The organism is Agrococcus sp. Ld7 (assembly GCF_045064095.1).
In the GTDB taxonomy this organism is placed as follows: domain Bacteria; phylum Actinomycetota; class Actinomycetes; order Actinomycetales; family Microbacteriaceae; genus Agrococcus.
This window is the reverse complement of record NZ_JBISGY010000002.1, coordinates 176463-197613: the sequence shown is the minus strand read 5'-3', so window position 1 is coordinate 197613 and position 21151 is coordinate 176463. Positions and strand designations below refer to the sequence as shown.

Here is a 21151-nt window from a genome sequence, read left to right as displayed (position 1 = left end):
TCGGGCGAATGCGCGACGCGGCCGTCGTGGTCGACGGCGACGCGATCGCGTGGGTGGGTGAGGCATCCGCCGCACCGGCAGCCGACGAGCGCGTCGACGTGGAGGGCCGCGCGGTGCTGCCCGGCTGGGTCGACAGTCACACGCATCTCGTGTTCGCCGGCGACCGCACCGCCGAGTTCGAGGCGCGCATGGCCGGCGAGGCCTACGCCGCCGGCGGCATCGGCGTGACCGTGGACGCGACCCGCGCCGCGACCGACGACGAACTCGCCACCAACCTCGACCGGCTCGCCGATGAGATGCTGCGCGGCGGCACGACCGCCTTCGAGACCAAGACCGGCTACGGGCTGACCGTCGCCGACGAGCTGCGCAGCGCCCGCATCGCGGCGACCCGGGCCGACTCGGTCAGCTTCCTGGGCGCGCACCTGGTGCCGGCTGGCGCCGAGCCCGACGACTACGTCGACCTGGTCGTCGGTGCGATGCTCGACGCCGTCGCGCCGCACGTCGACGCGATCGACGTCTTCTGCGAGCGCGGCGCCTTCGACGAGGCGCAGTCGCGCCGCGTCCTCGAAGCCGGGCGCGGTGCGGGGCTCGCGCTGCGGGCGCACGGCAACCAGCTGGGTGAGGGGCCGGGCGTGCGGCTCGCTGTGGAGCTCGGGGCGGCGAGCGTCGACCACGTCGCCTTCCTCGATGACGAGGAGGTGCGGCTGCTCGCGGGCTCGTGGCAGGGCGGCCGCGGCACGGTCGCGACGGTGCTGCCGGCGTGCGACCTCTCGACGCGCATGCCGCTCGCGCCCGCGAGGCGCCTCCTGGATGCGGGCGCCATCGTCGCCATCGCGACGAACTGCAACCCGGGCACGAGCTACACCACCTCGATGGCGTTCTGCATCGCGACCGCCGTGCTGCAGATGGGCCTCACGGTCGAGGAGGCGGTGCGGGCGGCGACGCTCGGCGGAGCGAGGGCGCTGCAGCGCGATGAGCCGACCATCGATCGCGCCGGGCGCGCGCGCCTGCCGCTGGGACGCATCCGGCCCGGCGCCCGAGCTGATTTGCAGGTGCTGGAGGCGCCGTCCGTCACGCACCTCGCCTACCGACCGGGGGTGCCCCTCACCGGCGCCGTGTGGCAGGCGGGCAGCCGCGTCGTCTGAGCGTTCGCCCATGGCGGGCGACCGAGGCGTGTGCTTGGCTGAGCCACTGCCGCGATCGGCGCGGCACCGAAGGAAGGACGACGCATGGGCTTCGATGACCTCGTGAACAAGGGCAAGGACGCGCTGAACAGCGAGCAGGGCGAGCAGCACAGCGATCAGGCCATCCAGGGCGTCGGCGACGGCTTCGACAAGATGACCGGCGGCAAGTTCGCCGAGCACACCGACCGTGCGCAGGAGCACGGCGATGGCTTCGTCGGCCAGCAGGACGCGCAGGGCTCGCAGGACGCGCAGGACCAGCAGCAGTAGAGCGCTGCACAGGCGGGGACGGGGCTCGCCCCGTCCCCGTTCTGGTTGTCGCGATGAGCGCGACACGCCCGGGTTGCACGAGCCTTCGCATCCGTGCGAGAATCGTGAGGTTGCAAACGCGGCGGTTCACGTCGCTCACTGCTCTGGCTGTGCACAGGTCGATCACGATCCTGGGCCGCGGGCAGCTCCAACAGGAACTTCGCCGACGTCGATCATGGCACTGCCATGGGCGGCAGCGGCGCGCGCCCCTTGCGGGCATTGACAGAAGAACAGCGGTGCACTCGAGAGTGCGTTGCGAGCAGCCCAGAACAGCTGCGTCGACAGGAAGAGAGTCAGCCATGGCGGGACAGAAGATCCGCATCCGACTGAAGTCGTACGACCACGAGGTCATCGACTCGTCGGCGCGCAAGATCGTCGACACCGTGACCCGTGCGGGCGCGACGGTGGTGGGCCCTGTGCCGCTGCCGACCGAGAAGAACGTGGTCGTGGTGATCCGGTCACCCCACAAGTACAAGGACAGCCGCGAGCACTTCGAGAAGCGCACGCACAAGCGACTCATCGACATCATCGACCCGACGCCGAAGGCAGTCGACTCGCTCATGCGCCTCGACCTGCCCGCTGACGTCAACATCGAGATCAAGCTTTAAGGAACGCCATGTCGAAGATCACGACGACTCGCGGCCTGCTCGGCAAGAAGCTCGGGATGACCCAGGTGTGGGATGAGCACAACAAGCTCGTCCCCGTCACGGTGCTCGAGATCACGCCGAACGTGGTCACGCAGATCCGCACGCCCGAGAAGGACGGCTACGCAGCCATCCAGATCGCCGCCGGCCAGATCGACCCGCGCAAGGTCACGAAGCCTGCCGCCGGGCATTTCGACGCCGCTGGCGTCACGCCGCGCCGCCACCTCGCTGAGGTGCGCACCGACAACGCCGCCGAGTACGAGCTCGGCCAGGAGCTGGCAGTCGACCTGTTCGCCGCCGGCCAGAAGGTCGACGTCGTCGGCACGTCGAAGGGCAAGGGCTTCGCAGGTGTCATGAAGCGCCACAACTTCGCTGGCGTCTCGGCATCGCACGGTGCCCACCGCAACCACCGCAAGCCCGGCTCCATCGGTGCCTCGGCAACGCCGAGCCGCGTCTTCCGCGGCAAGCGCATGCCGGGCCGCATGGGTACGGACCGCGTGTCGGTGCTCAACCTCACGATCCACGCCGTCGACGCCGAGCAGGGACTCATGCTCGTCAAGGGAGCCGTTCCCGGCGCCCGTGGTCGTCTCGTGTACGTCCGCAACGCTGTGAAGGGAGCCTGAGCATGACTGCACAGGTCGCCATCGTCGACGCCAAGGGCGAGCAGGCAGGCTCGGTCGAGCTGCCCGCGAGCATCTTCGACGTCCAGACGAATGTTCCGCTGATCCACCAGGTGGTCGTCGCGCAGCGCGCTGCCGCACGCCAGGGCACGCACTCGACCAAGGGTCGTGGCGAGGTCTCGGGATCCGGTGCGAAGCCGTTCAAGCAGAAGGGCACCGGCCGCGCCCGTCAGGGCTCGATCCGCATGCCGCAGCACCGCGGCGGTGGCAGCGTCCACGGCCCGACGCCGCGTGACTACTCGCAGCGCACCCCGAAGAAGATGATCGCCGCTGCGCTGCTCGGCGCGCTCTCGGACCGCGCTCGCGGTGGCCACGTGCACGTCATCTCGGCGTTCTCCTCCGAGGCGCCCAGCACCCGCACCGCCGTCGACACGTTCGCGGCGCTCGGCGTCGCGAAGAACGTGATGCTGGTGCTGGATCGCGCCGAGGAGACCGCGTTCCTCTCGGTGCGCAACCTCGCAGAGGTGCACGTGCTCCCCTGGGACCAGCTCAACGCCTACGACGTGCTCGTGAGCGACGACATCGTCTTCTCGCAGACCGCCTTCGAGGCGTTCGTCGCCGCGAAGACGGGCTCGTCGGTCGAGGTCGCAGCAGCTGCGCCCAAGGCGGCAGCCGAGCCGAAGGCAGCCAAGGCCGCCGAGGCCGAGCAGCCCGTGAAGGTCGCTGAGCAGCCGGCTGCGGACGCCGCCGACTTCGGCCCCGACTCCCACGCCCCGCTCGAGGACGGCTCGGCCCCCGAGGGCTTCGAGATCAAGGGCAACGCCAACTCGATGAAGTTCCACCGGCCCGAGGGCCGCTGGTACGAGCAGACCGAGGCCGAGGTGTGGTTCCGCGACGCCGCGGCCGCTGAGGCCGCAGGCTTCGTCGAGGCCGGCAAGGCCTCGAAGGCCGACAAGGCAGAGAAGGACAACTGATGAGCGGCTACAACAAGGACCCGCGCGACGTCATCATCCGACCGATCGTGTCGGAGAAGAGCTACGCGCTCATCGACATGGGCAGCTACACCTTCGAGGTCGACCCCCGCGCCTCGAAGACCGAGATCAAGCTCGCGATCGAGAAGATCTTCAGCGTCAAGGTGGAGCGCGTCAACACCCTCAATCGCGTCGGCAAGACGCGCCGCACCCGCTTCGGCACTGGCAAGCGCAAGGACACCAAGCGCGCCATCGTGAAGCTGAAGTCGGGTTCGATCGACATCTTCACGGCTGTCGGCTGAGGACTGAAGGAACGAGAACATGGCTATTCGCAAGTACAAGCCGACGACCCCGGGTCGTCGAGGCTCGTCCGTCGCCGACTTCGCTGAGATCACCCGATCGACGCCCGAGAAGTCGCTGCTTCGCCCGCTGCCCAAGACCGGCGGCCGCAACAACACCGGACGCATCACGACGCGTCACATCGGTGGCGGTCACAAGCGCCAGTACCGCGTCATCGACTTCCGTCGCAATGACAAGGACGGCGTGAACGCCCGCGTCGCGCACATCGAGTACGACCCCAACCGCACGGCGCGCATCGCGCTGCTGCACTTCGAGGACGGCACGAAGCGCTACATCCTGGCTCCCACCAAGCTGGGCCAGGGCGACGTCGTGGAGTCCGGCGCAGGCGCCGACATCAAGCCCGGCAACAACCTGCCGATGCGCAACATCCCCACCGGTACGGTCATCCACGCTGTGGAGCTCCGCCCGGGCGGCGGCGCCAAGATGGCCCGCTCGGCGGGTGCCTCGGTGCGTCTGGTCGCCAAGGACGGCCCCTACGTGCAGCTCCGGCTGCCGTCCGGCGAGATCCGCAACGTCGACGCACGCTGCCGCGCCACGATCGGCGAGGTCGGCAACGCCGAGCAGTCGAACATCAACTGGGGCAAGGCCGGCCGCAAGCGCTGGAAGGGCGTCCGCCCGACCGTCCGCGGTGTCGCCATGAACCCGGTCGACCACCCGCACGGTGGCGGCGAGGGCAAGACGAGCGGTGGCCGCCACCCCGTCAGCCCCTGGGGTCAGGTCGAGGGTCGCACCCGCCGCCCCAACAAGCCGAGTGACAAGCTCATCGTCCGTCGCCGTTCGACCGGCAAGAAGAAGCGCTAGTAGGAGAGTCCGATGCCCCGCAGCCTCAAGAAGGGTCCGTTCGTCGACGACCACCTCCTCACCAAGGTGGTTCGGCAGAACGAGTCCAAGAGCAAGAACGTCATCAAGACGTGGTCGCGCCGTTCGATGATCGTCCCGGCCATGCTCGGCCACACGATCGCCGTGCACGACGGACGCAAGCACATCCCGGTCTTCGTCACTGAGACGATGGTCGGTCACAAGCTGGGCGAGTTCGCGCCCACCCGCACCTTCCGTGGACACGTGAAGGACGACAAGAAGGGCCGTCGCCGCTAAGCGCGGTGACGGAAGAAGGAGAAGGCAATGGTTGAGTCGATCGCTCGCGTTCGTCACATCCGCGTGACCCCTCAGAAGGCCCGCCGTGTCGTCGACATGATCCGCGGCAAGCAGGCCGAAGAGGCCCTCGCGATCCTGAAGTTCGCCCCGCAGGGCGCCTCGGAGCCCGTGTACAAGCTGGTCGCCTCCGCGGTGGCCAACGCTCGGGTCAAGGCTGACGCTGCGAACGAGTTCCTCGACGAGCAGGACCTGTACGTGTCCCGCGCATTCGTCGATGAGGGCACCACGCTCAAGCGCTTCCAGCCGCGTGCACAGGGTCGCGCATTCCGCATCAACAAGCGGACGAGCCACATCACCGTCGTGCTCGCGACGCCGACCACGGAGGACGAGAAGTAATGGGACAGAAGGTCAACCCGTACGGCTTCCGCCTCGGCATCACCACCGACCACGTGTCGCGCTGGTTCGCCGAGTCGACGAAGCCGGGCCAGCGCTACGCCGACTACGTCGCTGAGGACATCCGCATCCGCAAGATGCTGACCACCAGCCTCGACCGCGCCGGCGTCGCCCGCATCGAGATCGAGCGCACCAAGGACCGCGTGCGCGTCGACATCCACACCGCCCGTCCGGGCATCGTGATCGGCCGCCGCGGCGCCGAGGCCGAGCGCATCCGCGCCGACCTCGAGAAGCTCACCGGCAAGCAGATCCAGCTGAACATCCTCGAGGTCAAGAACCCCGAGGGCTCGGCGCAGCTCGTCGCGCAGGGCATCGCTGAGCAGCTGAGCGCTCGCGTGGCATTCCGCCGCGCGATGCGCAAGGGCCTGCAGTCGGCGCAGCGCGCCGGCGCCAAGGGCGTGAAGATCAAGGTGTCGGGTCGCCTCGGCGGTGCCGAGATGAGCCGCAGCGAGCAGTACCGCGAGGGCCGCGTGCCCCTGCACACGCTGCGATCGAACATCGACTACGGCTTCTACGAGGCCCGCACCACCTTCGGCCGCATCGGCGTGAAGGTCTGGATCTACAACGGTGAGCTCACCAACCGCGAGCTGGCTCGCGAGCAGGCGAACCAGAAGTCGCCGCAGCGCGAGCGTCGTGGACCCCGTCGTGACGCAGCTCCGGCTGCAGCAGGAGCAGAGGCGAAGTAATGCTTATTCCCCGTCGAGTCAAGCACCGCAAGCAGCACCACCCGAAGCGTCGTGGCCAGGCCACCGGCGGCACGGCAGTGTCCTTCGGTGACTACGGCATCCAGGCCCTGACGCCTGCGTATGTCACGAACCGCCAGATCGAGGCCGCACGTATCGCCATGACGCGTCACATCAAGCGTGGCGGCAAGGTGTGGATCAACATCTACCCCGACCGTCCGCTGACGAAGAAGCCCGCCGAGACCCGCATGGGCTCCGGCAAGGGCTCGCCCGAGTGGTGGGTCGCGAACGTCAAGCCGGGTCGCGTCCTGTTCGAGGTCGCCGGTGTCGAAGAGGAGCTCGCGCGTGAAGCGATGACGCGAGCCATCCACAAGCTGCCGCTCAAGGCACGCATCATCAAGCGCGAGGAGGCTGACGCATAATGGCGATCGGTTCCAAGGAGCTCATGCCCGCCGAGCTCGCCACCCTGGACGACGAGCGACTCGTCGTCGAGCTGAAGCGGGCCAAGGAAGAGCTGTTCAACCTGCGCTTCCAGTCGGCCACCGGCCAGCTGGATTCGCACGGCCGCCTCCGGGCTGTCAAGCGCGACATCGCGCGGCTGTACACCGTGATCCGCGAGCGCGAGCTCGGCATCAGCGCCTCGCCGGCGCCCGTCGAGAAGCCCGCGGACAAGAAGAAGTCGAAGAAGGCCGACGCGGCCGAGGCTTCTGAGAATGACCAGAAGGCTGAGGACAACTGATGGCTACCACTGAGCAGCAGGGGGACGAGACGCTGCAGCGCGGTTACCGCAAGACGCGCATCGGCTACGTCACCTCCGACAAGATGGACAAGACCGTCGTCGTCGAGGTCGAGGACCGCGTGAAGCACCCCCTGTACGGCAAGGTGCTGCGCAAGACCTCGAAGGTCAAGGCCCACGATGAGCAGAACGCCGCCGGCACCGGCGACCGCGTCCTGATCGCAGAGACCCGTCCGATGTCCGCCACCAAGCGGTGGCGCGTCGTCGAGATCCTCGAGAAGGCCAAGTAGGCCTCGGCCTCGAAGGAGATCAAGACCCATGATTCAGCAGGAATCCCGCATCAAGGTTGCCGACAACACCGGCGCCAAGGAGCTCCTGACCATTCGCGTGCTCGGCGGCTCCGGCCGTCGCTACGCCGGCCTCGGTGACACCATCGTGGCTACGGTCAAGGACGCCATCCCGGGCGGCAACGTCAAGAAGGGCGACGTGGTCAAGGCCGTCGTCGTCCGCACCAAGAAGTCGACGCGTCGCACCGACGGCTCCTACATCAAGTTCGACGAGAACGCAGCCGTCATCCTGAAGACGGATGGCGACCCCCGCGGCACGCGCATCTTCGGACCCGTCGGTCGCGAGCTTCGCGACAAGCGCTTCATGAAGATCGTGTCGCTCGCACCGGAGGTGATCTGACCCATGGCCAGCATCAAGAAGGGTGACCTCGTGCAGGTCATCGCTGGAGCGCGCGAGTCGCGCGGCGGCGACCGGGGCAAGACCGGTCGCGTCCTCGAGGTCCTCATCGAGCAGGACCGAGTGATCGTCGAGGGCATCAACCTCGTCACCAAGCACATCAAGGTCGGCCAGACCAACCGCGGCACCCGCACGGGTGGCATCGAGAGCCACGAGGCTCCGATCCACGTGTCGAACGTCGCGCTCGTCGACCCCGAGACGAAGAAGCCCACGCGAGTCCGCGCAGAGGTCAAGAACGTCGAGAAGAACGGCGTCTCGATCCCGCAGAAGGTCCGCGTCTCGACGAAGTCGGGCAAGGAGATCAAGAGCAATGACTGACACCGCAGTGCGCCTGCCCAGGCTCAAGCAGCAGTACCGCGAGACGATCGTGGCGCAGCTCCAGCAGGAGCTCGGCCTCACGAACGTCATGCAGGTGCCCGGCCTGACCAAGATCGTCGTCAACACGGGCGTCGGCGAAGCCGCGCGCGACTCGAAGGTGATCGACGGCGCGATCCGCGACCTGACGCAGATCACCGGCCAGAAGCCGAAGGTCACCGCCGCCAAGAAGTCGATCGCGCAGTTCAAGCTGCGTGACGGCATGCCGATCGGCGCCCACGTCACGCTGCGTGGCGACCGCATGTGGGAGTTCCTCGACCGTCTGCTGACGCTCGCCCTCCCGCGCATCCGCGACTTCCGCGGGCTCAGCCCGAAGCAGTTCGACGGCAGCGGCAACTACACGTTCGGCCTCGCGGAGCAGTCCGTGTTCCACGAGATCGACCAGGACAAGATCGACCGCGTCCGCGGCTTCGACATCACCGTCGTGACGACGGCGAAGTCGGATGTCGAGGGTCGTGCGCTGCTGAAGGCGCTCGGCTTCCCCTTCAAGAACGAGTCGAACGAGTCCTGACCCCATCGGCGCCGTCGGCGCCGAGCTGACTTCAAGGTCGCTGTCCGTGGAACGGGCCGCGAAACCAGAATGGAGAACCACCCATGACGATGACCGACCCGGTCGCCGACATGCTGACGCGTCTGCGCAACGCCAACACGGCGATGCACGACGAGGTCACGCTGCCGTCGTCGAACCTGAAGGCCAACATCGCCGAGATCCTCGAGCGCGAGGGCTTCATCACCAGCTGGAAGATCGAGGACGCGCGCGTCGGCAAGACGCTGACGCTGAGCCTCAAGTACGGCCCCAACCGCGAGCGAGCACTCGCCGGCCTGAAGCGGGTCTCCAAGCCCGGTCTGCGCGTCTACGCGCGATCGACGGAGATCCCCCAGGTGCACGGCGGCCTCGGCGTCGCCATCCTGTCCACGAGCTCAGGGCTCCTCACCGACCGTGAGGCCGAGCAGAAGGGCGTGGGCGGGGAAGTCCTCGCCTACGTGTGGTGATCTGACATGTCACGAATCGGACGTCTCCCCATCGACATCCCCTCGGGAGTCGACATCTCGGTGAACGGTGACATCGTCACCGTCAAGGGCCCCAAGGGCGAGCTCACCACCCGCATCGCTGAGCCGATCGAGGTGCAGATCGCCGACGGGCAGGTGCAGGTCACCCGGCCCGACGACGAGCGCGAGTCGCGCTCGCTGCACGGCCTCACCCGCACCCTGATCGCGAACGACATCGTCGGTGTCACCGAGGGCTACTCCAAGGCTCTCGAGGTCGTCGGCACGGGCTACCGCGTGGCAGCAAAGGGCACGGGCCTTGAGTTCGCGCTCGGCTACTCGCACCCCATCAACGTCGAGCCGCCCGCCGGCATCTCGTTCACGGTCGAGGGCAACAACAAGATCACGGTCACCGGTATCTCGAAGCAGGCCGTCGGTGAAGTGGCCGCGAATCTCCGCAAGCTGCGCAAGCCCGAGCCCTACAAGGGCAAGGGCGTGCGCTACGCAGGCGAGCAGATCCGCCGCAAGGCTGGAAAGGCTGGTAAGTGATGGGCATCGGTACCCGAGGCAAGAGCAAGTCGGCTGCCCGCGGCCGTCGTCACGCGCGCCTCCGCAAGAAGGTTGTCGGCACCGCTTCGGTGCCGCGCATGGTCGTCACCCGCTCCGCACGGCACGTCTTCGTGCAGATCGTCGACGACTCGCAGGGCATCACCGTCGCCTCGGCGTCGACCATGGAGGCTGACCTCCGCGGGCTCGACGGCGACAAGACGGCCAAGGCCACGCGCGTCGGCGAGCTGATCGCAGAGCGCGCGAAGGCAGCAGGCGTCGAGTCGGTCGTCTTCGACCGCGGCGGCAACCGCTACGCCGGTCGCGTCGCAGCGATCGCCGACGGCGCACGAGAGGCAGGGCTGGGACTGTGAGCGAAGAGAACAAGGACACGCAGGTGACGGACACCACGCAGCAGGCTGCTGCAGGCGCTCCCGCGGCAGAGGCCGGCCAGTCGGCCGACCACCGCGATGAGCCTCGCGAGCAGCGTCGCGGCAGCCGCGACCGCGGCACGCGCAACGAGCGCGGCCGTCGCGACGACCGCACCGAGAACCAGTTCCTGGAGCGCGTCGTGACGATCAACCGCGTCTCGAAGGTGGTCAAGGGCGGTCGCCGCTTCAGCTTCACGGCCCTCGTGGTCGTCGGCGACGGCGACGGCATGGTCGGTGTCGGCTACGGCAAGGCCCGAGAGGTCCCGACGGCGATCTCGAAGGGCGTGGAGGAGGCGAAGAAGAACTTCTTCCGCGTTCCCCGCATCGCCAAGACCATCCCGCACCCGGTGCAGGGCGAGGCCGCTGCCGGCGTCGTGCTCCTGCGCCCAGCTGCCGCCGGTACCGGCGTCATCGCGGGTGGCCCGGTGCGTGCCGTGCTCGAGTGCGCGGGCATCCACGACGTGCTGAGCAAGTCGCTCGGCTCGTCGAACTCCATCAACATCGTCCACGCGACGGTGGAGGCGCTGCGCATGCTCGAAGAGCCGCGCGCCGTCGCCGCCCGTCGTGGCCTCGACGTGGACCGTGTCGTGCCGGAGCGCCTGCTCCGTGCAGAGGCGGAGCACACCAAGCACGAGGCCGAGATCGCGAAGGCGGCATCCAAGTGAGCAAGCTGAAGATCACGCAGACGAAGTCCGTGATCAGCGAGAAGCAGAACCAGCGCGACACGCTGCGTTCGCTGGGCCTCAAGCGCATCGGCCAGACGGTCGAGCGCGAGGACAACCAGCAGAACCGCGGCTACGTCAACACGGTTCGGCACCTCGTCAAGGTCGAGGAGATCCAGAATGACTGACAAGCACGAGTCGACCGGCCTCCCGTCGCTCAAGATGCATCACCTCCGGCCCGCGCCGGGCGCGAAGACCGCGCGCACGCGCGTCGGCCGCGGTGAGGCATCGAAGGGCAAGACGGCCGGTCGAGGCACCAAGGGCACGAAGGCCCGCTACCAGGTGCGCCCCGGGTTCGAGGGCGGCCAGCTCACGAGCGTCATGCGCACGCCCAAGCTGCGCGGCTTCAAGAACCCGTTCCGCACCGAGTACCAGGTCGTCAACGTAGGCCAGCTGAACGCGCTGTTCCCGAACGGCGGCGAGGTCACGGTCGCGGAGCTGGTCGCCAAGGGCGCAGTCCGCAAGAACCAGCCCGTCAAGGTGCTCGCCGGCGGCGAGCTCACGGTCGCGCTCACGATCGCTGTCGACAAGGTGTCGGCCGCGGCGGAGCAGAAGGTCGTGGCCGCAGGCGGTTCGGTCAAGTAAGTAGGCTGAGGGGCGGTCCGTTCGCGGACCGCCCCGATTGCCATTCTCTGGAAGGCTGCACGTGTTCAGTGCCATCGCACGAATCTTCAAGACGCGAGACCTGCGTCGGAAGATCATCTTCACGCTCGCCATCGTGACGCTGTTCCGGTTCGGGTCATTCATCCCGGCACCGTTCGTCGACTACGGCAACGTGCAGGAGTGCATCGCAGCGAACCAGACCGCGACGGGGCTGTACCAGCTCGTCAACCTGTTCTCCGGCGGCGCCCTGCTGCAGTTGAGCATCTTCGCGCTGGGCATCATGCCCTACATCACCGCGTCGATCATCACGCAGCTGCTCCGCGTCGTCATCCCTCACTTCGAGGCGCTCCACAAGGAGGGCCAGCAGGGCCAGGGGAAGCTGACGCAGTACACGCGCTACATGACGATCGCGCTGGCTGTGCTGCAGTCCACCACCCTCATCACCGTCGCCCGCCAGGGTGCGCTGTTCTCGCAGGGCGGCGGCCCGTCGCTGCCGCAGTGCCAGAACCTGCTGACGAACGACTCGTGGTGGTCGATCACGCTGATGATCTTCACGATGACCGCCGGCACGGGCCTCATCATGTGGTTCGGCGAGCTCATCACCGAGCGCGGCATCGGCAACGGCATGTCGCTGCTCATCTTCACGTCCATCGCCGCGACGTTCCCGACCGCGCTGGGTCAGATCTTCCAGACGCAGGGCCCCAACACGTTCGCGATGGTGCTGGTGGTCGGCCTCTTCATCATGGCCGCGGTGGTCTTCGTCGAGCAGTCGCAGCGACGCATCCCCGTCCAGTACGCGAAGCGCATGGTCGGCAGGCGCATGTACGGCGGTCAGTCGACCTACATCCCCATCAAGGTCAACATGGCCGGCGTGATCCCGGTGATCTTCGCCTCGTCGCTGCTGTACCTGCCGATGCTCATCGCGCAGTTCCTGACACCGAGCGACGGCACGGCGCCGCCCGAGTGGGTGCTGTGGGTGCAGGCCAACCTCACCTCCGGCGACGCGCCGCTGTACATGGCGGTCTTCTTCTTCCTCACGGTCGGATTCACGTACTTCTACGTCGCGATCACGTTCAACCCGGAGGAGGTCGCGGACAACATGAAGAAGTACGGCGGCTTCATCCCGGGCATCCGCGCGGGACGCCCGACGGCGGAGTACCTCGACTACGTGCTCACCCGCATCACCCTTCCCGGCTCGCTCTACCTCGGCATCGTCGCGCTCATCCCGCTGATCGCGCTCTCGACCGTCGGTGCGAACCAGAACTTCCCGTTCGGCGGCGCGTCGATCCTCATCATCGTCGGCGTCGGGCTCGAGACCGTCCGACAGATCGATGCGCAGCTGCAGCAGCGCCACTACGAAGGGCTCATCCGCTAGATGTCGAACCTCCTGATCGTGGGCCCGCCCGGCGCGGGCAAGGGAACGCAAGCAGCCAGGATCGCCGAGACGCTCGGTGTGCCCGCCGTCTCCACTGGCGACATCTTCCGGCAGAACATCAAGGATCAGACCGAGCTCGGTCAGCGGGTCTCCGCGATCCTCGACGCGGGCGAGTACGTGCCCGACTCGCTGACGAATGAGCTGATCGACGACCGGCTGGCGCAGCCGGACGCCGTGGACGGCTACCTGCTCGACGGCTACCCGCGCACGACCGGCCAGGTGGAGTTCCTCGACGGGGTCAACCTGCGCCGCGGCGAGCAGATCGACGCCGTCATCCGCCTGGTCGCCGACAGCGACGAGGTCGTGCGGCGCCTGATGGTGCGCGCGCAGGAGCAGGGCCGCAGCGACGACACGGAATCCGTCGTGCGCCGCCGGCTCGACGTCTACGAGCGCGAGACCGCTCCGCTGATCGCGATCTTCGGCGAGCGGGGCCTGGTCGTCGAGGTCGACGGCATCGGCGCCGTCGACGAGGTCACCGAGCGGATCCTCGCCGGCCTCGCCGAGCGGGGCATCCCGGCCTGATGCGGGGCCGCGCGCACTACAAGTCACGGCGCGAGCTCGCTGCCATGCGCGAGCCGGGCCGCATCACCGCACTCGCCCTGGAGGCGGTGCGCGGGGCGATCCGTGCCGGTGTCACACCGCTGGAGCTCGATCGACTGGCCGAGCAGGTGATCCGCGATCACGGCGCGGTCCCGAACTTCCAGCTGGAGCCCGGCTATCGGCACACGCTCTGCGTGAGCATCAACGACGTCGTCGTGCACGGCATCCCCACCGGTGAGCCCATCGAGCCGGGCGACCTCGTGACCGTCGACTGCGGCGCCACGATCGGCGGGTTCCACGGCGATGCGGCGATCTCGGTCGTCGTCCCGGGAGGCGACCCGGTGCGGTCCGCCGAGCGGCAGCGACTGAGCGACGTCACCAGGGGCGCGCTGTGGGACGGCATCGCGGCGCTCGCCGCTGCGAAGCAACTGGGCGAGGTCGGCGCAGCCGTCGAGGATCACGTCGAGGCGAACAGCGGGTTCGGCATCAGCGACGACTACATCGGTCACGGCATCGGGCGGTCCATGCACGAGGATCCGCCGGTCTTCAACTACCGCACGCGGGTACGCGGACCGGCTGTCAAGCCCGGTCTCTGCGTCGCGATCGAGCCGATCATCCATGCCGGCTCGACGGCGACCACGACCGACGCGGACGGGTGGACCGTGCGCAGCGCCGACGGCGGCGACGCCTGCCAGTGGGAGCATTCGGTCGCGGTGCACGAAGGCGGCATCTGGGTGCTCACCGCACTCGACGGGGGAGCCGAGGGCCTCGCGCCCTCTGGCGTCGTGCCCGCACCCATCGCTGAGCCCTGAGCTATGCGGCCCGCCGGAGCGGGCGATGCGCGAGATAGCTGCGCACGATATCGACCGTGACACCGAGCTCTTCCGCCAGCTCATCCTCGTCACGGACCCAGGCACCCGCCCGTCGCACGGCGGCTGGGTCCACGAGCAGCAGCGCCGCGAACCGCTCGGCTGCGCGCTCGGCCGCCGCCGATTCGCCGCTGTCCATGCGCAGCGCGTGGCCGAGCTCGTGGGCGAGCACGGAGCGCTGCTCGACCGGCGTGAGGCCCGGCGCCAACTCGATCTGCGAACCGGCGTGGTCGTACGCGCCGAGCCACCCGGCGGGCAGTGGCGTGATGCGCACGTCGACGCACAGCTGACCGCAGAGCCGCACGAGCTCACTCAGCGTGGGGCTGCTCCCTTCGAGGGCTGCCGCGCCGTGCCGCACGTCCATCCGTCGCCTGCTTCCGTGGTTCGCGCTCGTCGATCGGGGTGACCGTAGCCCCACCGTCTGACATGCCGCCGGCTCGCACGTGCGCCGCGAGCGTCGCGATGGCAGCGTCTGCGGCGAGGTGGCGACGATCCGTCGGCACCGTGGAGAGCAGCTCGGACATCACGGCGATCCAGAGCTCGACCTCGGGATCGTGCCGCTGCGCATCGGTCGCGAGGCCCAGTGCCGAGAAGAGTCGCCGCAGCACGTCCTCCTGCGGGGCGCCGGCACCTCGCTCGATGTTGCTGACGGTGGTGCGATCCACCTCGGCGAGCTGCGCGAGCGCCATCTGGCTGAGCCCGCGCCGCAGCCGAGCGGGTCGGACGAGCGCGGCGTAGTGGGCGCGCTCGGCCGCGCTCGCGCCCCGAAGGTGGATCGACATCGGTGACCTCGCCTTTCTCCTGCCGCAGCGGACTCGCGCCGCGCTTCGGCCAGATTATCCGCATGCACGCCGGGCTGAGCGCGGGTTCTTCGACAGAACTTCGACAATTCCCGCGAAATGTCTGTCTCGCTTGTGGAGAAACGCTTGCGTGTCCGTCGAAAACCTGTCAATGTTCGCGACATGCATGCAGAATCTCGCATCGGCGCAACACTGGCCGCGCTGCGCGAGTATGCCGGGCTCTCCCGACGGGAGCTCGCCGACCTCACCGGTACGCCGCTGGCCACGGTCGAAGCCATCGAACGCGGATCCGTCGAGCCGACGCTCGCGCTGGTCGAGCGACTGGCGGTCGCGATCGCCCATCATCTCGGGGACGGCGGAGCATGAGCCCCGCGTCGTCTCGCAGTCTCGTGCCGAACGGCATGGGCACCCGGTGCACGGGTGGAACAGAGGAGGAGCACTATGCACACTGAATCACGAAGGGGGCGCGCAGCGATCTGGAGCGCCTCGGCTGCCGTCAGCGTCGTCGGCATCGCCCTCGCCGGACTCTCGCTCGCGTGGCTGGTGGGGAGCTTCGGCATCTCCACTGCGGCAGCGTCGCAGATCGTCTGGGCGATCGAGGTCGGCGGGGCGGCGATCGCGGTCATCTCGGCGATCCTCAGCGCTGGCCTGGTCGGCGCTGTCGTCTCGACCGTCGTGTGGTACCTGAAGCGCAAGCTTCGCCGTCTGGCGATCGCCTGACATGCGCACGGCTGACGTCGCTGCTCCGCGGGTGCCGCTGTGGCCGGCCGCGGCGGCGTCGGTCGTGCTCGCCCTGGCCGCGTTCACAGTCATCATCGCGGCGAGCGCTGGTTCGGCGAGCGACCTGGCCGACAGGAACGCCGCCGCGGTCGCGATCGGCGAGATCGACGAGCACGTGCTCGCCGGTGACCGCGATGCCCTCGCGATCGCGGTGCGCAATTTGGGCGCGATCGCCCTGCTGTGGGGCGGTGCCGCGAACGGCGGCATGCTCACCGTCGTCGCGATCGCGGTGCTCGGGGTCGGGGTCGGCTGGGGTGGCGCGGCGGTGGTGGCCGCGCTGGGCCCCGCAGAGACGATCGCGCGCATCGCACCGTACATCGTGTTCGAGCTCGTCGCAGTCGTGCTCGCGACCGTCGCGGGCCTGCTGCCGGCTGTGCACGCGCTGCTGATCGCGGTCCGGCGGAGACCCGCCCCGTTCCGGGAGTACGCGCGTGCGCTCGGCTCGAGTCTCGCGCTCGGCTGCACGGCCGCGGCGCTCATCATCGTCGCGGCAGCCGTCGAGGCGATCGTCATCGGTGCGCACGGCACGTGACACCGAGAGAAGGGGGAGCAATGACCGACACTGTGCAGCACACCGAGCGCCCTGCGCGCGCGGCGAGGACCACGTCCATCGGCATCTGGCTGCTGGTGGTCGCGCTGACGATCACGCTGCTGGTCATCCGACTGCCGCTGTTCGTCGCGGTCGCAGCGGAGTCGCTCGTGACCGAGACCGCCGTGCTCGGCGACGAGGCGCTCTCGGGCGCCGCGATCACCATCGGCGCCGGCGCCGCCATCGCGCTGCACGCGATCGGCATCCTGCTGATCGCCGCCGTCGCCTCCGTGCTGGAGCGCTGGTTCGGCCCACGGGCTCTCGGCTCGAGGCTGCGGCTCGGGGCGGGAGGGGCGGCGCTCGCGCTCATCGTGCTCGGACAGCAGATCGCGGCGACGGCCACCGGTGTCGCCGCCGTGGAGCGGGGGCTGCCCGTGTGGATCCTCGGCGCGGTCGTCGCGCTCTCCACGCCGCTGCTGTTCCCCGATGCGCGCTCCAGTGCGCGGGGCTATGGTCGGGCGATCATCGTCACGGGGGCGATCGGAGGTCTGCTGTGCATCGGGTGAGCGGCTCGTTCCGGGTCCCCGTCGTCGGCGTGCGGATCGCGCTCGCACCCGCGGGCGTACGCCTGCTCGCCGGGCTGGGGCTCATCGCGGGCGCGGGCACGATCGCCAGCATCGCTCGAGCGCAGATCGAGGCCCCGCGAGCATCGTTCGAGACGCCGATCGTGCTGGCGCTGGGCATCCTGACCGTGCTCATGACGGTGCTGCCGCTGCTCGACGGCAGCTACCGTCCGCTGCTCGTAGGCGTGCCGGCGCTCGGTCTCGGCCTCGTGGCCGCGGCGTCCACGGGCCTCGGCGCTGCCTGGCCGGCGCCGCAGCTCGCCTGGGTCGCTGTCGTCGTCAGCGGAGCCACCATGGTCTACCACCTGCTCGGCCGCGGGCTCTCCGAGCAGTCGGAATGATGGATGCGCCGGTTGGACGGCGGGCTGTCGCCAGCGGCGAGGCGGATCGTGGCGGCCCGGGTCCGGCCCCCGATGGCGGGGTGCGCGGCGTTGCGGCGGCACTGATCGACGTCGGGCTGCCGCACGGTGTCGGAGCAGCAGCGCTCATGCGTCTGCGGGTGCCGCTCGGCGTCGCGGTGGCGGCGAGCATGCTCGGTGCGCTGCTCGGCCTCCTTGCCCTCGTGGACCTCGCGCGGCTCCTGGTCGGCGCCGGCGCCGTCAGTGCGGTGCTTGCGCTCGCCCTGCTCCTGCTGCCCGCGGCGACGCTGATGCTGGGGGTGCCGAGCGGCCCCAGGGGCGCGATCGTGCACGCGGCGCCGCTGCTGCGCGCCATCGATCTCGGGCATTCGCTCGCAGCGGCATGGCGTGCGGCGGCGCTGCTCTCTCCCATCGCACCCGTCGCGGCGGCCGGACTCGCCAGCGCAGCCGTGCTCATCGCACGCGGCGCGGTCGGTTCAGGAGCCGCGGTGGCTGCGGCAGCGGTGGCGGGGGCGCTCATCGCCTGGCTCGCTGCCGACCGCGGGGCCAGGGCGCTCGAGACGGGCGCCTCCGGCCAGGCCGCGCCGTGGCGGGCGCTCGCGCAAGCAGTGCTGACATCGACGGTCGCGCTCGGCGTGGCCGCGGCCGCGCCGCTGCTGGAACCCGACGTGCGCGCCGTGCTCGGCCCGGCCGCGATCGCGGCCGCGCTCGCGATCGCCGTGCACCTCGCTGGGGAGCTGCTGGGGTTGGACGCTCGACGGCCGCTGCTGCTCGCCCGGTCCATGATCGGCTGCGGTGCGGCGCCGTGGCGCTTCGTCGTTGCCGTGGTCGCCGGTGCGGGCGGATGCGCGGGGCTCCTGGGCACGGCTGCCGCGCTCGCGGTCGCTGCGCTCGGCGGCACGCCCTCGCTCGTCGTGCTCCTCGGCGTGGCCGTCGCGCACGTGATCGCGAGCGCGATCGCCGTCCTGGTGGTGCGCCCGGCAGCGTCCGACGTCATGCCGCGCGTGGTCCTGATGGCCGTCGCACTCGTGCCGGCAGGCGTCGGTCTCGCCGGTGGGTCATGGATCGGGCTTGCGGCTGCCGTCACGGTCGCGCTCTCGGTCGTCGGCTGCGTGACGGCGAGCAGGCTGCGATGATCGGCATACGCGTCTCGGGTGTGGGGCTGCTGCAGCGGGGCAGCCGCGCGGTCCGAGTGCCCGAGCTGGCCGTGGACGGTCCGGGGATCGTGCTGGTGCGCGGGGCGAACGGCGCAGGCAAGAGCACGTTCGTCGAGCTGCTGGCCGGTGGCATGCGGCCGCGCTCAGGCACCGTGAGCGTCTGCGGAGCACCGGCGGACTCGGGCGCCGCACGTCGGATGCGGCGAGTGAGCAGAGCCGACATCGCACTGCTGCCGCTCGTCACACTCCGACGGCACGCGGCGCTCTTCGCGCGGGCGGCCGGTGTTGCCCCCGGCACGGCGATCGCCTCGCTCTCCGACGAGGGCCTCGGTGCCCGCATCGATGATCGGGTCGTCGCACTGTCGACGGGGGAGGCGCGGCGCGCATGGGTGCGGCTGACGACCCTCGGCGCTGCCCCGGTGCTGCTGCTGGACGAGCCGTTCCTCGGTCTCGACGCCCGCGCGGCAGCCGCGCTGCGGGCGAGGCTCGATCGATGGGGACGGGACCGCCTGGTGCTGCTGGTGGACCACGGCGAACGCCCCTTCAGCACGGTCGTGCGCGAGGTGCGCATGGGTGAGGGGCACGCATGACCCGAGGCGCGAGACGGCGCTTGGCCCAGGCCGGTATCGAGGTGCGTGATCTGCGCATGCGATTCGGCGATCGGGTCGTGCTCGATGGCGTCTCCTTCGCGGCCCCGAGGGGCGCGGTGACCGGCTTCGTCGGTGTGAACGGCGCGGGCAAGACCACCACGCTGCGTCGGCTCCTCGAGCTCGAGCACGGCGGCGGCATCGCCCTCATCGACGGTCTGGGCTATCGACAGCTCGACGATCCGCTTCGCACCCTCGGGTTCTGCCCCGATGCGCTCGGCGCGCGTGCCGGGAGCACCGCGCGAGCGCATCTGCGAGCCATCGCGACGCAGGCGAGAGCCGGCGATGTCGACCGGTTGCTCGCCGAGGTCGGACTCGCGAACACGGCGACGCGCATCCGCTCCTACTCGCTCGGCATGCGTCGGCGGCTCGCGATCGCGGGCGCGCTGGTGGCGTCGGCGCCGATCCTCGTGCTCGACGAGCCGTTCGACGGGCTCGACCCCGAGGGCCGGCGCTGGCTCCACGGTCGGCTGCGCGCTCACGCCGACGCGGGAGGTGCCGTGCTGCTGTCTGCGCACGCGCTCGACGAGATCGAGCCGCTGCTCGACCGCCTGGTCTGCCTGCACACCGGCAGGGTGCGGTTCGAGGGCGAGACGGAGGCCTTCCTGCGCGGGCATGCCGCCCCGGTGACGATCGTCCGTTCCGGCGATCAGCCGCGACTCTCCGCCGCGCTCCGCCGAGCAGGAGCGAGCGTGGCGGGGCGCGCCGCGGGCGCGGTCGCGGTGCGCAGCCTGGCGCCCGAGCAGATCGCCCGAGTCGCCGCCGATTGCGGCGTGCTCGTCACCGAGCTCTCGCCCAGGCGGGTCACGCTCAGCCAGGCGTTCGCCGCGACGATCGCCGAGCGCGAGTGACGTCGCGCACCCGGGCGGGGATGGCAGCGGCGACGCTGCGCCTGCTGCATGACAGCCGGCTGCGCTGGCTCTTCGCCGGCGCTCTGCTCGCCTCGTTCGCTGGTGGTCTCGTGCACGGCGCGCTGGCGGCACGGCTCGGCGGCATGGATGCGATCGAGCTGCAGACGGCAGCGGTCTCGCGCGGCGCGGCGACGCCGCTCGCGGTCGTGCTCCTCGTGCTCATCGCGGTCGCCGGACGGTACCGCGATGGCTCCTGGCTGCACGAGGCGCTCGCGGAGCCGCGACCGACGCGCAGGCTGCTCGTGTCGGCAGCCCCGGTGCTGGCAGCCTGCGGTGCCATCGCCCTGTCCTGCGGCGCCGCAGCGGCGGCAGGCTCCGGCGCGGCGGGACGGATCGAGCCGGGCCTCGCGCTCGTCGCTGTCGGCCTGCACCTGGTGGTGTCGGGCATCTGGGCGCTCTGGATGCTCGGTGTCGCGCACGCGACGCGCTCGACGATGCTGACGCTCGCCATCGGCGCGGGCCTGCCGGTCGTGGTCGAGCCCGCGATCGCGGGACTCCTGGCGCAGGGCGACCTCGGCGCGCTGCGCTGGCTGCTGCCGGGGCAGGCGCTGCGGGCCATCGCCGAACTGCCGGCGACCGGTGGCGTCCTGCTGCAGCCGGTGCCGCCGGCGGTGCTTCCAGCCGCGCTCGGCACGATCGTCGCCTGCACCGCCGCGATCGGCATGGCCGCGTGGCTGCGAGAACGCGGGCCGCAGCCTCGATGAGCTGGTGTAGCGTGTGCGTCACCACGGGCCACCGGGCCCCGCGAAGGAGCATCATGGCCGAGCGCACCGTCACCGTCGAGTCCACCCACGGCCTGCATGCGCGGCCGGCGGCGCTCTTCGCGCAAGCCGCAGCCAAGGCGGCCAGCGCCGTCACGGTCACCAAGGGCGACAAGCAGGTCAACGCGGCCAGCATCCTCTCGGTGATCTCCCTCGGCGTCAGCAAGGGCGACACCGTCACGATCACGACCGACGACGAGAGTGCGCTGGACGAGCTCGAGCAGCTGCTCGCGACCGACCACGACGCCTGAGCCCTCCGCTCGTCGCAGCACGGAGCCAA

Annotated in this window: 37 protein-coding genes; 35 read left to right on the top strand and 2 right to left on the bottom strand. The window is 69.9% G+C overall.

Features of this window, described 5'->3' with window-relative positions:
- The first annotated feature begins 8 nt into the window (after window positions 1-8).
- The 25 genes from hutI to map all read left to right on the top strand — a co-directional run bounded on the left by hutI (window position 9) and on the right by map (window position 14247).
- Window positions 9-1145 (top strand): imidazolonepropionase, encoded by a 1137-nt coding sequence (gene hutI, locus ACJJVL_RS01215; protein WP_405216298.1) that lies wholly within the window; start codon window positions 9-11, stop codon window positions 1143-1145.
- An 84-nt stretch (window positions 1146-1229) separates the two neighbouring features.
- Window positions 1230-1451, top strand: a complete 222-nt coding sequence (locus tag ACJJVL_RS01210; RefSeq protein WP_405216184.1) for an Rv0909 family putative TA system antitoxin — start codon at window positions 1230-1232, stop codon at window positions 1449-1451.
- 338 nt (window positions 1452-1789) lie between these two features.
- Window positions 1790-2098 carry a 30S ribosomal protein S10 gene (gene rpsJ / locus ACJJVL_RS01205; protein WP_021010896.1) on the top strand — a complete coding sequence of 103 codons (309 nt, stop codon included), beginning with the start codon at window positions 1790-1792 and terminating at the stop codon, window positions 2096-2098.
- A gap of 8 nt (window positions 2099-2106) precedes the next feature.
- A complete protein-coding gene (gene rplC, locus ACJJVL_RS01200) occupies window positions 2107-2757 on the top strand; it encodes a 50S ribosomal protein L3 (RefSeq protein WP_405216183.1) in 651 nt (216 codons plus the stop codon).
- Between the two features lie 2 nt (window positions 2758-2759).
- The gene (gene rplD / locus ACJJVL_RS01195) at window positions 2760-3728 is read left to right on the top strand and encodes a 50S ribosomal protein L4 (RefSeq protein ID WP_405216182.1); all 969 of its coding nucleotides are present in this window, start codon (window positions 2760-2762) and stop codon (window positions 3726-3728) included.
- Complete coding sequence (rplW, locus tag ACJJVL_RS01190; protein ID WP_405216181.1) at window positions 3728-4027, top strand: 50S ribosomal protein L23; 300 nt, start codon at window positions 3728-3730, stop codon at window positions 4025-4027. The genes rplD and rplW overlap by 1 nt, the downstream gene beginning before the upstream one ends.
- 19 nt (window positions 4028-4046) lie before the next feature.
- Window positions 4047-4886, top strand: a complete 840-nt coding sequence (gene rplB / locus ACJJVL_RS01185) for a 50S ribosomal protein L2 (protein ID WP_405216180.1) — start codon at window positions 4047-4049, stop codon at window positions 4884-4886.
- Between the two features lie 12 nt (window positions 4887-4898).
- Complete coding sequence (gene rpsS / locus ACJJVL_RS01180) at window positions 4899-5180, top strand: 30S ribosomal protein S19 (protein ID WP_405216179.1); 282 nt, start codon at window positions 4899-4901, stop codon at window positions 5178-5180.
- Window positions 5181-5207: 27 nt separating this feature from the next.
- On the top strand, window positions 5208-5576 hold the full coding sequence (gene rplV / locus ACJJVL_RS01175) for a 50S ribosomal protein L22 (RefSeq protein WP_405216178.1): 369 nt from the start codon (window positions 5208-5210) through the stop codon (window positions 5574-5576).
- Complete coding sequence (gene rpsC / locus ACJJVL_RS01170; protein WP_405216177.1) at window positions 5576-6319, top strand: 30S ribosomal protein S3; 744 nt, start codon at window positions 5576-5578, stop codon at window positions 6317-6319. The genes rplV and rpsC overlap by 1 nt, the downstream gene beginning before the upstream one ends.
- Window positions 6319-6738 carry a 50S ribosomal protein L16 gene (gene rplP, locus ACJJVL_RS01165; protein WP_240241222.1) on the top strand — a complete coding sequence of 140 codons (420 nt, stop codon included), beginning with the start codon at window positions 6319-6321 and terminating at the stop codon, window positions 6736-6738. The genes rpsC and rplP overlap by 1 nt, the downstream gene beginning before the upstream one ends.
- Window positions 6738-7055 (top strand): 50S ribosomal protein L29, encoded by a 318-nt coding sequence (gene rpmC / locus ACJJVL_RS01160; protein WP_405216176.1) that lies wholly within the window; start codon window positions 6738-6740, stop codon window positions 7053-7055. The genes rplP and rpmC overlap by 1 nt, the downstream gene beginning before the upstream one ends.
- Window positions 7055-7342, top strand: a complete 288-nt coding sequence (gene rpsQ / locus ACJJVL_RS01155; protein WP_405216175.1) for a 30S ribosomal protein S17 — start codon at window positions 7055-7057, stop codon at window positions 7340-7342. Before rpmC ends, rpsQ begins: the two co-directional genes overlap by 1 nt.
- A gap of 28 nt (window positions 7343-7370) precedes the next feature.
- Complete coding sequence (rplN, locus tag ACJJVL_RS01150) at window positions 7371-7739, top strand: 50S ribosomal protein L14 (RefSeq protein WP_405216174.1); 369 nt, start codon at window positions 7371-7373, stop codon at window positions 7737-7739.
- Window positions 7740-7742: 3 nt separating this feature from the next.
- A complete protein-coding gene (rplX, locus tag ACJJVL_RS01145; protein ID WP_405216173.1) occupies window positions 7743-8114 on the top strand; it encodes a 50S ribosomal protein L24 in 372 nt (123 codons plus the stop codon).
- Window positions 8107-8682: a 50S ribosomal protein L5 gene (gene rplE / locus ACJJVL_RS01140; protein WP_405216172.1), complete on the top strand. Its 576-nt coding sequence runs from the start codon at window positions 8107-8109 to the stop codon at window positions 8680-8682. Before rplX ends, rplE begins: the two co-directional genes overlap by 8 nt.
- Window positions 8683-8765: 83 nt before the next feature.
- The gene (gene rpsH, locus ACJJVL_RS01135; protein WP_405216171.1) at window positions 8766-9164 is read left to right on the top strand and encodes a 30S ribosomal protein S8; all 399 of its coding nucleotides are present in this window, start codon (window positions 8766-8768) and stop codon (window positions 9162-9164) included.
- Window positions 9165-9170: 6 nt separating this feature from the next.
- A complete protein-coding gene (gene rplF / locus ACJJVL_RS01130) occupies window positions 9171-9707 on the top strand; it encodes a 50S ribosomal protein L6 (RefSeq protein ID WP_405216170.1) in 537 nt (178 codons plus the stop codon).
- The gene (rplR, locus tag ACJJVL_RS01125; RefSeq protein WP_405216169.1) at window positions 9707-10078 is read left to right on the top strand and encodes a 50S ribosomal protein L18; all 372 of its coding nucleotides are present in this window, start codon (window positions 9707-9709) and stop codon (window positions 10076-10078) included. Before rplF ends, rplR begins: the two co-directional genes overlap by 1 nt.
- Window positions 10075-10800 carry a 30S ribosomal protein S5 gene (gene rpsE, locus ACJJVL_RS01120; protein ID WP_347754509.1) on the top strand — a complete coding sequence of 242 codons (726 nt, stop codon included), beginning with the start codon at window positions 10075-10077 and terminating at the stop codon, window positions 10798-10800. Before rplR ends, rpsE begins: the two co-directional genes overlap by 4 nt.
- Complete coding sequence (rpmD, locus tag ACJJVL_RS01115; protein ID WP_347754508.1) at window positions 10797-10985, top strand: 50S ribosomal protein L30; 189 nt, start codon at window positions 10797-10799, stop codon at window positions 10983-10985. The genes rpsE and rpmD overlap by 4 nt, the downstream gene beginning before the upstream one ends.
- A complete protein-coding gene (rplO, locus tag ACJJVL_RS01110; protein ID WP_405216168.1) occupies window positions 10978-11442 on the top strand; it encodes a 50S ribosomal protein L15 in 465 nt (154 codons plus the stop codon). Before rpmD ends, rplO begins: the two co-directional genes overlap by 8 nt.
- A 61-nt stretch (window positions 11443-11503) precedes the next feature.
- On the top strand, window positions 11504-12835 hold the full coding sequence (gene secY, locus ACJJVL_RS01105) for a preprotein translocase subunit SecY (RefSeq protein WP_405216167.1): 1332 nt from the start codon (window positions 11504-11506) through the stop codon (window positions 12833-12835).
- Complete coding sequence (locus ACJJVL_RS01100; protein ID WP_405216166.1) at window positions 12836-13417, top strand: adenylate kinase; 582 nt, start codon at window positions 12836-12838, stop codon at window positions 13415-13417.
- Window positions 13417-14247: a type I methionyl aminopeptidase gene (map, locus tag ACJJVL_RS01095; protein WP_405216165.1), complete on the top strand. Its 831-nt coding sequence runs from the start codon at window positions 13417-13419 to the stop codon at window positions 14245-14247. The genes ACJJVL_RS01100 and map overlap by 1 nt, the downstream gene beginning before the upstream one ends.
- Window position 14248: 1 nt before the next feature.
- Here the strand turns inward: map and ACJJVL_RS01090 are convergent, their stop codons facing one another.
- Both ACJJVL_RS01090 and ACJJVL_RS01085 read right to left on the bottom strand, forming a co-directional pair.
- Window positions 14249-14668 (bottom strand): ImmA/IrrE family metallo-endopeptidase, encoded by a 420-nt coding sequence (locus ACJJVL_RS01090; RefSeq protein ID WP_405216164.1) that lies wholly within the window; start codon window positions 14666-14668, stop codon window positions 14249-14251.
- The gene (locus ACJJVL_RS01085) at window positions 14613-15086 is read right to left on the bottom strand and encodes a helix-turn-helix domain-containing protein (protein WP_405216163.1); all 474 of its coding nucleotides are present in this window, start codon (window positions 15084-15086) and stop codon (window positions 14613-14615) included. Before ACJJVL_RS01085 ends, ACJJVL_RS01090 begins: the two co-directional genes overlap by 56 nt.
- Before the next feature lie 180 nt (window positions 15087-15266).
- Here ACJJVL_RS01085 and ACJJVL_RS01080 point away from each other — a divergent pair, with 180 nt between their 5' ends.
- The 10 genes from ACJJVL_RS01080 to ACJJVL_RS01035 all read left to right on the top strand — a co-directional run bounded on the left by ACJJVL_RS01080 (window position 15267) and on the right by ACJJVL_RS01035 (window position 21122).
- Window positions 15267-15470 carry a helix-turn-helix domain-containing protein gene (locus ACJJVL_RS01080; protein WP_405216162.1) on the top strand — a complete coding sequence of 68 codons (204 nt, stop codon included), beginning with the start codon at window positions 15267-15269 and terminating at the stop codon, window positions 15468-15470.
- A gap of 75 nt (window positions 15471-15545) precedes the next feature.
- Complete coding sequence (locus ACJJVL_RS01075) at window positions 15546-15824, top strand: uberolysin/carnocyclin family circular bacteriocin (RefSeq protein ID WP_405216161.1); 279 nt, start codon at window positions 15546-15548, stop codon at window positions 15822-15824.
- A gap of 1 nt (window position 15825) precedes the next feature.
- Complete coding sequence (locus ACJJVL_RS01070; RefSeq protein ID WP_405216160.1) at window positions 15826-16416, top strand: stage II sporulation protein M; 591 nt, start codon at window positions 15826-15828, stop codon at window positions 16414-16416.
- 20 nt (window positions 16417-16436) lie between these two features.
- Window positions 16437-16979, top strand: a complete 543-nt coding sequence (locus tag ACJJVL_RS01065) for a hypothetical protein (RefSeq protein ID WP_405216159.1) — start codon at window positions 16437-16439, stop codon at window positions 16977-16979.
- Window positions 16967-17377, top strand: coding sequence for a hypothetical protein (locus ACJJVL_RS01060; RefSeq protein WP_405216158.1), 411 nt, complete (start codon window positions 16967-16969; stop codon window positions 17375-17377). Before ACJJVL_RS01065 ends, ACJJVL_RS01060 begins: the two co-directional genes overlap by 13 nt.
- An 80-nt stretch (window positions 17378-17457) precedes the next feature.
- A complete protein-coding gene (locus ACJJVL_RS01055) occupies window positions 17458-18531 on the top strand; it encodes a hypothetical protein (protein WP_405216157.1) in 1074 nt (357 codons plus the stop codon).
- Window positions 18528-19142, top strand: coding sequence for an ATP-binding cassette domain-containing protein (locus ACJJVL_RS01050; RefSeq protein WP_405216156.1), 615 nt, complete (start codon window positions 18528-18530; stop codon window positions 19140-19142). Before ACJJVL_RS01055 ends, ACJJVL_RS01050 begins: the two co-directional genes overlap by 4 nt.
- Window positions 19143-19198: 56 nt before the next feature.
- A complete protein-coding gene (locus tag ACJJVL_RS01045; RefSeq protein ID WP_405216155.1) occupies window positions 19199-20050 on the top strand; it encodes an ABC transporter ATP-binding protein in 852 nt (283 codons plus the stop codon).
- Window positions 20051-20070: 20 nt separating this feature from the next.
- Window positions 20071-20814 (top strand): hypothetical protein, encoded by a 744-nt coding sequence (locus ACJJVL_RS01040; protein ID WP_405216154.1) that lies wholly within the window; start codon window positions 20071-20073, stop codon window positions 20812-20814.
- 53 nt (window positions 20815-20867) lie between these two features.
- Window positions 20868-21122 carry an HPr family phosphocarrier protein gene (locus tag ACJJVL_RS01035; RefSeq protein WP_405216153.1) on the top strand — a complete coding sequence of 85 codons (255 nt, stop codon included), beginning with the start codon at window positions 20868-20870 and terminating at the stop codon, window positions 21120-21122.
- The last annotated feature ends 29 nt before the right edge of the window (window positions 21123-21151 follow it).